At 26.4% G+C, this 12,142-nt stretch carries 14 protein-coding genes, 1 pseudogene and 1 riboswitch; of the genes and pseudogenes, 13 read left to right on the forward strand and 2 right to left on the reverse strand.

Features of this window, described 5'->3' with window-relative positions:
- The first annotated feature begins 2 nt into the window (after positions 1 to 2).
- The 11 genes and pseudogenes from secA to AAHM98_RS00370 all read left to right on the forward strand — a co-directional run bounded on the left by secA (position 3) and on the right by AAHM98_RS00370 (position 5,991).
- A complete protein-coding gene (gene secA, locus AAHM98_RS00330) occupies positions 3 to 2,387 on the forward strand; it encodes a preprotein translocase subunit SecA (protein WP_342276541.1) in 2,385 nt (794 codons plus the stop codon).
- A 212-nt stretch (positions 2,388 to 2,599) separates the two neighbouring features.
- Entirely contained in the window at positions 2,600 to 3,109 is a 510-nt protein-coding gene (locus tag AAHM98_RS00335) for a DNA cytosine methyltransferase (RefSeq protein WP_342276542.1), read from the forward strand.
- Positions 3,110 to 3,218: 109 nt separating this feature from the next.
- Positions 3,219 to 3,566, forward strand: coding sequence for a DNA cytosine methyltransferase (locus AAHM98_RS00340; RefSeq protein WP_342276543.1), 348 nt, complete (start codon positions 3,219 to 3,221; stop codon positions 3,564 to 3,566).
- Positions 3,559 to 3,711 carry a DNA adenine methylase gene (locus AAHM98_RS00345; RefSeq protein ID WP_342276544.1) on the forward strand — a complete coding sequence of 51 codons (153 nt, stop codon included), beginning with the start codon at positions 3,559 to 3,561 and terminating at the stop codon, positions 3,709 to 3,711. The genes AAHM98_RS00340 and AAHM98_RS00345 overlap by 8 nt, the downstream gene beginning before the upstream one ends.
- Before the next feature lie 25 nt (positions 3,712 to 3,736).
- Positions 3,737 to 3,994: a hypothetical protein gene (locus AAHM98_RS00350; protein ID WP_342277239.1), complete on the forward strand. Its 258-nt coding sequence runs from the start codon at positions 3,737 to 3,739 to the stop codon at positions 3,992 to 3,994.
- A gap of 74 nt (positions 3,995 to 4,068) precedes the next feature.
- Positions 4,069 to 4,434, forward strand: a pseudogene (locus tag AAHM98_RS08970) (DNA adenine methylase); the annotation flags it as partial.
- The gene (locus tag AAHM98_RS00355) at positions 4,435 to 4,623 is read left to right on the forward strand and encodes a hypothetical protein (protein ID WP_342276545.1); all 189 of its coding nucleotides are present in this window, start codon (positions 4,435 to 4,437) and stop codon (positions 4,621 to 4,623) included. It begins immediately after the preceding pseudogene.
- The gene (locus tag AAHM98_RS00360; protein ID WP_342276546.1) at positions 4,610 to 4,981 is read left to right on the forward strand and encodes a hypothetical protein; all 372 of its coding nucleotides are present in this window, start codon (positions 4,610 to 4,612) and stop codon (positions 4,979 to 4,981) included. The genes AAHM98_RS00355 and AAHM98_RS00360 overlap by 14 nt, the downstream gene beginning before the upstream one ends.
- A gap of 8 nt (positions 4,982 to 4,989) precedes the next feature.
- Complete coding sequence (locus AAHM98_RS00365) at positions 4,990 to 5,241, forward strand: hypothetical protein (protein WP_342276547.1); 252 nt, start codon at positions 4,990 to 4,992, stop codon at positions 5,239 to 5,241.
- A gap of 126 nt (positions 5,242 to 5,367) precedes the next feature.
- The gene (locus AAHM98_RS08975) at positions 5,368 to 5,715 is read left to right on the forward strand and encodes an HNH endonuclease (RefSeq protein ID WP_425289594.1); all 348 of its coding nucleotides are present in this window, start codon (positions 5,368 to 5,370) and stop codon (positions 5,713 to 5,715) included.
- Between the two features lie 135 nt (positions 5,716 to 5,850).
- Positions 5,851 to 5,991, forward strand: coding sequence for a hypothetical protein (locus tag AAHM98_RS00370; protein ID WP_342276548.1), 141 nt, complete (start codon positions 5,851 to 5,853; stop codon positions 5,989 to 5,991).
- Between the two features lie 163 nt (positions 5,992 to 6,154).
- Here the strand turns inward: AAHM98_RS00370 and nrdE are convergent, their stop codons facing one another.
- Together nrdE and nrdF are read right to left on the reverse strand one after the other, a co-directional pair.
- Positions 6,155 to 8,767: a class 1b ribonucleoside-diphosphate reductase subunit alpha gene (nrdE, locus tag AAHM98_RS00375; protein ID WP_342276549.1), complete on the reverse strand. Its 2,613-nt coding sequence runs from the start codon at positions 8,765 to 8,767 to the stop codon at positions 6,155 to 6,157.
- Between the two features lie 19 nt (positions 8,768 to 8,786).
- Positions 8,787 to 9,806 (reverse strand): class 1b ribonucleoside-diphosphate reductase subunit beta, encoded by a 1,020-nt coding sequence (gene nrdF, locus AAHM98_RS00380; protein ID WP_342276550.1) that lies wholly within the window; start codon positions 9,804 to 9,806, stop codon positions 8,787 to 8,789.
- 212 nt (positions 9,807 to 10,018) lie between these two features.
- Positions 10,019 to 10,187, reverse strand: a riboswitch (cobalamin riboswitch).
- A 293-nt stretch (positions 10,188 to 10,480) separates the two neighbouring features.
- Between nrdF and AAHM98_RS00385 the strand changes: the two genes are divergently transcribed.
- Complete coding sequence (locus AAHM98_RS00385; protein ID WP_342276551.1) at positions 10,481 to 10,711, forward strand: hypothetical protein; 231 nt, start codon at positions 10,481 to 10,483, stop codon at positions 10,709 to 10,711.
- Positions 10,712 to 10,996: 285 nt separating this feature from the next.
- The gene (locus AAHM98_RS00390; RefSeq protein WP_342276552.1) at positions 10,997 to 11,632 is read left to right on the forward strand and encodes a ribonuclease H family protein; all 636 of its coding nucleotides are present in this window, start codon (positions 10,997 to 10,999) and stop codon (positions 11,630 to 11,632) included.
- The last annotated feature ends 510 nt before the right edge of the window (positions 11,633 to 12,142 follow it).

Here is a 12,142-nt window from a genome sequence, read left to right on the forward strand (position 1 = left end):
CTATGTGAGACCGTAAAATTTTACGAAAAATTAATAAACAAGTAAAAGCTATTGTTGTTCTTGATGAAACTATGCGTAAACTTAGTGATGAAGAATTGTCTAATAAAACTGTTGTTTTTAAAAAACGACTAGCAGAAGGGGAAACACTAGAGGATATTTTAGTAGAAGCTTTTGCTTCAATTAGAGAAGTTGCGCGAAGAGTTACTGGTATGCATCCCTATCCGGTTCAGTTAATTGGTGGAATTGTTTTACACAATGGTGATGTTGCAGAAATGAGAACTGGTGAAGGTAAAACTTTAACTGCAGTTATGCCTATTTACTTAAATGCCTTAAGTGGTAAAGGTGTTCATGTTATTACCGTTAATGAATATCTAGCTGCCAGAGATGCGGAACTAAACCGACCAATTTTAGAATTTTTAGGTATTACTATTGGTGTTAGTTTACGTGATAATAATCCTCAACAAAAACGTGATGCATATTTACAAGATGTAACTTATACAACTAACTCTGAGTTAGGATTTGATTATTTACGTGATAATATGGCTAGAAATTTTAATGATAAAGTACAGCGTCAACTTAATTTTGCAATTATTGATGAGGCTGACTCGGTATTAATCGATGAATCAAGAACCCCATTGATTATTTCTGGAGGTGCAAAAAATAGAACGCCTTTATATCAAGCAACAGATGTCTTTGCTAAAACATTAATTCCTGATGACTATAAAATTGATTGAGAATCACGTCAAATCGCCTTAACAACTAGTGGTGTTAATAAAGCACAAAAATCTTTTAACTTAAAAAACTTATTTGATATTGATAGTTCTGAATTATTTCATCATATTCAAAATGCATTACGTGCTAATCATGTTTTTAAATTGGATGTCGAGTATGTTGTTAAAGATGGTGAGATTGTTTTAGTTGACCAATTTACTGGTCGTTTAATGCCAGGACGTGTCTACAGTGATGGTTTACATCAGGCGTTACAAGCAAAAGAACAGGTTACTATTCAACAAGAAACAACTACTGTTGCTACTATTACATATCAAAACTTTTTTCGTTTATATAATAAATTAAGCGGAATGACAGGGACTGCTAAAACTGAAGAAGAAGAATTTGTAAAAATCTATAACATGCGTGTAATTAGAATACCAACTAATAAACCTATTATTCGTGAAGATAAACCTGACCATGTTTTTGCTTCATTAAATGCTAAATTTAAAGCATTAATTGCTGAAGTTAAAGAACGTCATGAAAAAGGACAACCGATTCTGATTGGTACTGCTAACGTTGATGTTTCAGAACGAATTGCTAACATGCTAGAAGCACAAGGAATTAAACATGAAATCTTAAATGCCAAAAATCATGCGCGTGAAGCTGAGATTATTGGTCGTGCTGGTGAAAAAGGTTCTATCACCCTAGCTACTAATATGGCAGGACGTGGAACAGATATTAAACTTGGCGCAGGAGTAATTGAAGTTGGTGGACTTGCAGTTTTAGGAACAGAACGAAATGAAGCAAGAAGAATTGATAGTCAATTACGAGGACGGGCAGGAAGACAAGGTGATCCTGGGTTCTCACGTTTCTATGTTTCAATTGAAGATGATTTAATGTTACGTTTTGGTGGTGAGAAATTAAAAAAAGTTTTTGCCAGTTTAGGTGAGGATTTTATTAAATCAAAAATGTTAACACGTTCTATCACTAGAGCACAACAAAAAATTGAAGGTTTAAACTTTGATGCTCGTAAAAACTTGTTAGATTATGATAATGTTATTGCGCAACACCGTGAAGCAACATATCATCAACGTGATAATATTTTACTTTCTGAGGTGCTTTTAGATTTAATTAAAAGTATGCATAGAACAGTAGCCAGAGATTTGTTAAATATTTTCAATAAAAAAGTTGGTAAAGAACAGTTTGTTGATTACGAACAGTTAGTTAAAGGAATTGAAAAACGCATTATTAAACCCGATGATTTAAAAATTGATGAATTAAAACGCATGAGTTATGAGGATGTTATTGATTTAATAAGGGATAAATCTAATATCTTTTACCTTGAAAAACGGGAAAAATTGAATCCAGTAATTATTAAACAAATTGAACATAATGTTATCCTTCAAACTTTTGATCAATACTGAACTGATCATATTGATAGTTTAAGTAAATTACGTGCGGGAATTCATTTACGTGGTTATGCCCAATTAAATCCATTACAAGCTTATATTGAAGAAGCATCTAAATTATTTAATCGTATGAAAATTAATGTTGCTCATCAGGTTATTATTATGTTACATAGTATTGACCCAGACCAACAACAAATTCGTGGTGGTCAAGATGTGCTTGATACAGTACTTGCTGCTAATGTTGAAACAAAAACCAAAATTGGATAATATTTTACCTTCATAATAAAACAAAACTTGACTTTTCTAAACAACTTTTTGCATATTATCCCATATTAGTTTTATCTGCATTAAAGATTAAATCCCTTTTTATAAGTAAAAAAGTAATAGTAAAGTTTTTTAAACAAATGATAAAAAATTTTAGAGTTAAGAACTAAAGTAATTTAATCTCAAGAAAAATAAGAGAAAGGATGAATGCCTTAATGGAAAAATACAATGTTTTATCTTTATTCTCAGGATGTGGAGGTTTAGATTTAGGTTTTAAAAAACAAGGATTTAAAATTGTCAAAGCTATTGATAATGATCCAACATTAATTGAAACATATAAAAAAAATATTGCTAATCATATTGAATGTTTGGACATAAAACAAATTAATGGATTAACATATTTAAAAGAATATAAAACAATTGATGTTGTTATAGGCGGCCCACCATGTCAGGGTTTTTCTTTAGCAAGCAATTTAGTTAGAAATTTTAAAGATGATCCTAGAAATTACTTATATAAAGAATATATTAGAATTATAGAACAGGTAAAACCAAAATTTTTTTTAATGGAAAATGTAAAAAACTTTTTGAGTTTTAATTCAGGAAAGTTTAAAGATGATATTATAGAAAATTTTAAAACTATTGGTTATAGTATAGAATATAAAATAATTAAATCTGTAGAATATGGTATTCCGCAACAAAGAGAGAGTGTTTTTTATTGGTACTAGGTTAAAAAATTTTTCTTAAATTGAACAGAGTAAAATTAAAAGAACACTATATGATGTTATTTTTGATTTAGAAAATAAAGAATATAATAGTTCTTGAAATCATGTACCTATGAATCATTCAGAACAAATGTTATTAAAGATGAGTTACGTAAAAGAGGGTAAAGGACGAGAATGTATCCCTGAAGAATTAAAACCAAAAACAGGTGATATAAGAAAATATATTAGATTAGACAGCAACAAACCGAGTTTTTGCATTACAACAGATAATAGAAAAGTTTTTCATTATTCATTAAATAGAGCTCTTACCATAAGGGAGTTAGCAAGAATTCAAACTTTTCCTGATAGTTTTATTTTTTATGGTAATAGAAGTTCACAAGAAAAACAAATAGGTAATGCTGTTCCACTTAAATTATCAGAAAAATTTGCAAAAAAAATAAAAGAGTATTTAAATGAGTAATTTTCCAAAAATAAATTACATTGGTAATAAATCAGCTATTGTTGATAAAATATTAAAGCAAATTCAAAATGAAGATAAAAATTTAACAATAATGGATTTATTTGGTGGAAGTGGAGTAAGTTTCTTATCATTTCAAAAAAAATAATTTTAATGTCATTGTTAATGATTCTTTATATTCAAATTATGTTATTTATAAAGCTATTATTGAAAATAATGAAGAAAAATTACTTATAGATGAAATTACTCATTTGTATAATAAAGTAAAAGATGATGAAATGTTTATTTTTCAAAATTCTTTCAATGAAAAGAAAGATAAAATAGATTCTTTTATAAGAGAATGAAATAATTATTTTTTAGAAGAAGAATTAAAAATATTAATAAAAATGTCTTCTTATTTTGATGGTTATAAAATATATATATATTTTTAAGTTTATTAAGGAGATCTATGATAAGAAAGATGCCATATTCTCGTTTTAATATACCGTTTAATAAAATAATTTAGTTACGTGATGAAAATTTTAGTTATGAAAAGTATGGAAGAAAAAGAGCATATCATAATATACCTTTTTTAACTCATATTTTAGATAATCTAGATAGTTATAATAATGCTATTTTTAAAAATAATAAACAAGTTATTTGTACTAATTTAGATTTTATTGATGTTATAAAAAATTATTCATTTGATATACTTTACTTAGATCCTCCTTATCCTGGTACATTAAATAAATACTATGATTTTTATGGCCCTATTGATGTTTTATTTGGTAATACTAAATATAAACAATGTAAAGATTTAACAAATAGAGAAAATTTTAAAATATATTTTAAAGAAATAGTAGATGTAGCCATTATAAAGGCAAAATATATATTGTTAAGCATAAATGATAAGTCTTTACAAGAAAATAAATATATTATTGAAGTTCTACAACAAAATTTTAAAATTGAAGAAATAAATATTGATCATCAATATAAATTATCAGGAAAGTTAAATAAAAATACTAGTAAAGAAAAAATTATAGTTTGCACTAAAAAAAGGAATAAAAATGGAAAAAACTAAAATTTATGATTCATATTGAAAATTAACATTACATAATACAAATTTTTTTGGTACAAAATTTATTGATGGTTTAAAAATACTATCTATAAGAAAAAAAAATAAAGATTTTAAAGAACAACAACTTTTTTTCAGAAATGAATTAAAGTTAAAAATTAATGATATTTCTATTAGAAAGTGAATTAATCAGTATACTAAATTAGGTTTAGCATATAAAGATAATAACAATTGCGTAATACTAAATCCTATAAGTTATAAAATTATCAAAGAAGAAAGAATAAAATTAAGAAAAATATATTTATCTGAAGCATTTTATGAAGCATCTTTTAATCAAAATAATATAAAAAATATAAAATTTTAATAAATGTGATGTTACAAAATAATAATTGTATTTCTGAAAATGAATTAATTTATTTAATGCAATGAGAGTATGATGAAAATATGTCTATTGAAGAAAATTCATCTGCTTTTTTAGATAATTTTCAAAATAAAGTAAAAGATAGTATTTTTTTTAAAAAGAGAAAATATAATCAAATCAAATATTTATTGACAATATTAGATTTTTTAGATTCTTTTGAAAAAAACAAGATAAAAATAATAAATTATTATTTTTTAAATTAAATGTGGATATTGATAAAGGTATTTTATTTATAGACGATGATAGAGAGGGTAAAAAATTTGATCAATATTTAAGATTAATGTTTAAAAAAGCAACTTCTTATTGAATTTAATAATACTTGTGCATTATTAAATATTTCTTTGCCAATATTAATAGCTAGTCATATTAAACCATTTTCGCAATGTTCAAATAATTTTGAAAAAGCTGATAACAATAATGGAATATTAATTAATCCTTTACATGATTCTTTATTTGGTAAAGGTTATATTTCTTTTGATGAGAGTGGTATATTAATTTTATCTGAAAGAATTAAAAATGAAAATTGAGTTAATGATGGATGAATTACAAATAGATTTTTAGAAAAAAAAATTAGGTATAGTAGGTGCTATAACTTTAACTACAGCTGCAACTACAAATATAGTTGCTTGTTCTACACAAACATTTGATGAAACTTATGATCCAGCAACTGAATATAAAACAGCTTATATGCCTGATGCTGACATAGGTAGTCATTATAGAATTTTATGAGAAGATCACTTTTTAATCATTTTTAATAACTTATATGAAAAATTTAAAAATAAATTAGAACCTTACATAAAAAAACAGATAGTGTGTCTAACATTGGGGAAGGCACTATTAGCAAAATTAAGTTTTCATACAAAACTGATAATTATAGTTCCCCTAACTCTCCAGAAATAAAAGTGTGAGATTTACTTTATTTATATGATATCCAAGGAACAAGAACTAACTAATATTTAAAATTATTTTTTAATTTTAAAAAAAATTCTTGATACTACTTTTAAGTTAGATTTAAAAGTAGTATTTCTGTATTAAAATTAGAAATAAAACATTTTCTTAATTTCTTGAATTGTAAATTAAAGTTAACTAGGCATGTTTTAGGACTTTCTACTTTTTTTATATAACACAAGCATCACATTCATAATTTTCACTGTTTTGTAAAACTTCTTGTCGCACACGAACATAGTAAATAGATGAACACCCTTGTTTAAAAGCTTTAATATAGGCTTTAGTTAAATCACGAGTTGTAACTGAAGAATCAACAAATAAGGTTAATGATATTGCTTGATCAATATGTTGTTGTGCTGCTGCTACGATATCAATAATGGCATCTGGTCCAACTTCATAAGCGCCTAACATATAATACTTTTTATTTTCAAAATTAATTTTATAAGCAGGGACATAAACTCTACCTAATTTACCTTCTTTTCTTACTTCAACTGGTGCTACAACAGGTTGTAAACTAGCAGAACAAGAAGATAAGTAACTAATTGAACCAGTGGGAGCAATAGCCATCAAATGTGAATTAGCAATTCCATTTTTTTTAATGTCTGACACTAAAGATTGTCAATCTGCTTGTGAAGGAATTTTAATATTATATTTGGTAAATAATTCTTCAATTAGTTTTGTTGCTGGTGTTCATTTTTCTTTCTCACATTTAGTATATTTATCAAAATATGAACCATCAGCAAATTTTGAATTTTTAAACCCATGAAAAGCACCAACATCTACTGCTAGTTTATTTGATGCTTTAAAAGCATGAAATGCCATTACATAGAAAAATATATTTGTAAAATCAACTGCTGCTTTGGAATTATAAAAAATATGATTTGTTGCTAAGAAACCATGCAAATTCATAGCTCCTAATCCAACGGCATGATTTTTACTATTACCTTGTTGAATGGAAGGGACACTAGCAAAATCACTATTTCTTGAAACGTAGTCTAATGAATAAATGGCATCATATATTGTTTGTGAAAATTCTTCACCACTTTCCATCATTTTCGCAATATTAACACTTCCTAAATTACAACAAATATCATCCCCAATTTTTTTAAAGCTTAAATCAGAATTAAATTCACTAGCAGAACTTACTTGTACAATTTCGCTACATAAATTGCTCATAACAATTCTTCCAGGGTGGGCATTTCGATTATTTACTGTATCGTCAAATAATAAATAAGGATAACCACTTTCAAAATGCAATTCAGCAATTGTTTGAAATAATTTTCGGGCACTAATAAAAGTTTTTTTAATTTGCGGATTATTTAACATATTGTAATATTCTTTAGTAATAGCAATATCAGTCATTGGTTTGCCATAAACTTTTTGAATATCATAGGGACTAAAAAGTGCCATATTTTCATTATTTTTTGCTAATTCAAAAGTAATATCAGTAATTACAATTCCTAGCGATAGTGATTTAATTCTAATTTTTTCATCAGCATTTTCACGTTTGGTATCTAAAAATAGCATAATATCAGGGTGATGAACATTTAGATAAACAGCGCCTGCACCTTGTCTTTGTCCTAATTGATTGGCGTAGGAAAATGAATCTTCTAAAATTTTCATAACTGGAATAATTCCTGTTGCTTGATTCTCTATATTTTTAATAGGTGCTCCAAATTCTCTTAAATTTGTTAAACATAAAGCAACTCCACCACCACGTTTTGATAGTTGTAAAGAACTTGTAACAGCACGACCAATTGATTCCATATTGTCTTCAACTCGTAATAAATAGCAAGAGACATATTCGCCACGCTGTTTTTTTCCAGCGTTTAAAAATGTTGGTGTGGCAGGTTGAAATCTGCCTAACATCATTTGTTTTTGAATTGCTTGAGCCTTTTTAACATTTCCATCACCAAAAAATAATGCGTTCATAACAACACGTTCTTCATAGTGTTCTAAATATTGTTTCCCATCAAAACTTTTTAAACCATAAGCATTATAAAATTTCAAAGCACCCATAAAACTGGGAAATTCATGTTTAAATTCATAAGCATATTTTGTTAATTGTTCAATTTCTTCAATCGTATATTTATTAATTATTTGTTCATCGTAGTATTGATTTTTAACTAAATATTCAATTCTTTCTTTAACATCTTTAAATTTTTTTGAGTTAGGAATAATATGATGTTCCATATATGATTTTGCAGCGGCAATATCAAGTTGAAAATTATCTTGATCTTTAGTAAAAAGTTTTGCTTGGGCATTAAGAGTAATATATGTTTCAGAATCTAGTGTATTTGTGGTTTCTTTATTATTTGCATTTTTATTTTTCCCTCAAAAATTAATTAAGATATCTTTGATACTATTAACGTTATGTTGGGTTCCTAGTAATTCAAATTGATAAAGTAAAGGAACATTTAACTTTTTAGAAATGATTGGTCCAGCAATAGCAAATGTTTCACCAAAATTAGTATTGCCAGAAGCAATGACACCACGACAAAAATTACGATTTTGTTTACTATTTAAAAATTTAATTACTTGTTTGGGAACAGCACCATCTTTTATATTACCACCACCGCTATAGGTTGGTGTTATTAAAACATAGTCTTTATTAACTTCAATTTCTTCCTCTAAGTCATAAGGAATTCGTGAATTTAGTACTTCTAATTTTTGAATAAATCTGTGAGTATTGTTTGAAGGTGATGAAAAATAAACTAAATTAATTTCACCGATTGGTTTTACTATGTTTTCATTTGAAACTTTTATAACATCATCATGCATTTTTTGTTCTCCTTTTTAATTAAAATTCTCAATCTTCATCGGTTGTTTCTTCTGTTATCCCCATAACATAAGATGAACCATTTCCCGAGAAGAAGTCATGATTTTCATCTGCTCTGGCTGATAATTGGGTAAATATTTCTGGTTTAATTCTAGTTTCTTCTTCTGTGAATGGTGAATCATAACCTAAATTTTGTAAAAATTTACCAGCATTATATAAACTAAATTTAATAGCATCATCAGCTAAACCAAAACCTTCATAAAGTTCTAGTAAATAAGTTTTTTCTAATTCTATTAATTCAAATAACAAATCAAATACGAATTTTTTCATTGCTATTTGTTTTTCAACTGATAATTTTTCAACTTTTCTTTGATATTTGTAGCCACTATAATAATTATGAATAACTTTATCTCTTAAAATTAATCTAATAATATCTGAGGTATTTGATAATTTCCCACGTGCTGATAAATAAAATGGTAAGTAAAATCCACCATATAATAAAAATCCAGGCATAAGTGCTGCTGCTACTTTTGATTTTAAAACATCATCACCAACGTAGTAAGGGATTAAAACACGAGCACGAGCTTGTAAACTTTGTGTATTAATAACTCATTCATGTGCCTCTTCAATTTGTTCACTTGAACATAGAGTTGAAAATATTGTTCCATATGATCGTGCATGAACACCAACCATAAAAGCAAAATTAGCATAAATAACTTGTTCATGATCAGTCAATGAGTTAGGAATTTGGGCTGTGTCACCAATTGTTGCTTGAATAGTATCTAATAACGTTAAACCAGTAAAAGTTCGTGTGATGAGTTGCTGTCATTCTGGGTTTAATGTTCTTCAAGATGTTAAATCATTTGATACGGGAATTTTTTCTGGTAATCAAAAGTTTTGTGTAATTCTAGTTCATACTTCTAAATCTTTATCATCATTGATAACATTTCAATTTATAGAACGCATTTTTCCTTGAAAATTATTCATAGCATATGCTAAAGGTGATAATGATTTTTGATAATATTTATTGCCTTTTGTCATATAGTTTTCCTTTCATATTTATAAATAAAATTAATACAATTTGATATTTTATACCCCCTATATAAAAAAAAGAACTAAAAAACACCTAAGTTTCCTGTCGGTGTTTGCACAAATTTATCATTAATTATTAAAAATAAAGATATAATTTTCTTACTATTAAAGTATGAAAATATCGTTACTATAACAATCGTTGATCCATCCCCAGGAATAACTACTATTTAAAAATTTAGACCGGTCTACTGGCTTAGCTTCATTTTACTAGTTACCCTTCTCAAAGATTTATCTTCAATGGTTATAATAACGTTCATCAGCATTACAGTTGCTGTGGGACAGCAATGAATTCTCATCCTTTTCCCGAACATCTAAAGTTTTAGGTTTATTTAGTTGTAAGAATATCATACTACAAAAAATGAGAATGTAAATTAAAAACATTTTGTTTTTTCATAAAACAGAGTAATGATATGATAAGATTTAGTAGATTGCATGTGGGTTTTTAAGTGAAAATTATAAAATAAAAAAAGAACCAAAAGGTTCTCTAATTTGCACCAGGTTTGGTTACCCAACAGGATATTACTACCCCTCAAAATTTATCAAAGGTGAACTCTGATATATAAATAATAACATAATAAAATTAATTTGCAATAATTTTCAATAGAAAATAGAGGTTTTTAAAAATGAATAAAAATAATGATTTTAATAAAAATATGAGTGTTTACAAATTACATAAAACAAACGAATTAGATCATGAATACGGAAGGCCAACTATATTATTAAAATACAAAACACAAACATCTTTAATTTGATGAGGAACGCATTTACTTGATGAAAAAACATATGAAAAACCTTTAATTTTAAAAATTAATAATAAAACTGGTTATTTTTATTCTAAGGGAATTGAAGGTTAATTCTAGTGATTTGAAAGAGAGATAAGTTAATTTTTCTACAAACGATGCTTATCAATTAACTAGTTCAGAACAGCAAGGGTTAATATCAAAATTTGTTAGTTTCACTTTTGAACAAAATCCTTATTTTAAAATTAAGAATTTAGAAAAAGATATTTATCAATTAGAAGAACAAATTAATATTTTAAAAATTGAAAATGACCAATTTAGATTTAAATTAGGTTTAACCGCAAAAAACGTTATTTTAAATAGTATTAATCAAGAAGAAAAAGACAAGGAGTAGTTAAAATGGCAAATAAATTTTATGCAGTAAAAAAAGGTCGTAGAATTGGCATCTATGAAACATGAGAAGAATGCTTAGAACAAATAAGTGGTTTTTCAGGAGCACAATACAAACGCTTTGATAATCCAACTGATGCTCAAGGGTACATAGATGATACCAAACCATCCCCAAGTTCCCACAATCAACCAAGTTATAATCATCATTATGAAGTAATTGCTTATACTGATGGTAGTTTTAATGAAGAACTAAATCAATTTTCATATGGATTAGTTTTTATTAATAAAGGTAAAAAAACTACTTATTGTGAAAAATTTAATGATGAAAATTGAGTAAAATTAAGAAATGTTGCTGGTGAAATTATGGGTGCGCAAAAAGCTATGCAGTTAGTCTTAAATAATAATGTGAAATCACTGCTTATTTGTCATGATTATGATGGTATTAGAAAATGATGTACTGGTGAATGAAAAACCACAAAGCCAGAAACTAAAGCTTATAAAGTATTTTATGATAAAGTTGCTAAAGATGTAAAAATTTATTTTAAATGAATTAAAGGACATTCTGGTAATGTTTTAAATGACGAAGCAGATAGTTTAGCATGAAAAGCTTTTAATTTGCCTCATGTTTCAGAAGTTATTAAATAGATGGTTATTTACAACTTAACTAACCAGGATTTTATACAAAAATTAAAGATAACCCGTAAGATAATTTATTCAGTATGAGTATAATTTTTTATCTTCGTTTAATTGAGCATGTAGTTTTGCTAAAAAAATATTAAAAGGGATGATTATTATAACTGTAGTTATAAAACTACTAGTAAAATACCTTTGGAATTTTTAATAGCAATTGTAATTTTTATCAGTTGAACTTTACTAACTATTTTAAATTCACTTATTTGTCTTAAAATTAATTTTTAATTTTTATTAATTTGCACATAAACATAATAATTTGAAATACCTATATAATATTAAGCAAGTAGTCATAATTAAAATAGTCAGGATAAATGTGGATACAGTTAATAAATATTTTCTTGAATTATAGAAAGAAATAATTAACACTAATACTCTTTAAAAGGTTATATTCAACATTATCAAAGAAGAATAAGTATATAATAATTTATTAAGTATCATTTTTCACCGCGAAGTTTATTTTAA

The organism is Spiroplasma endosymbiont of Nebria brevicollis (assembly GCF_964030895.1).
Taxonomy (GTDB): domain Bacteria; phylum Bacillota_I; class Bacilli_A; order Mycoplasmatales; family VBWQ01; genus Spiroplasma_E.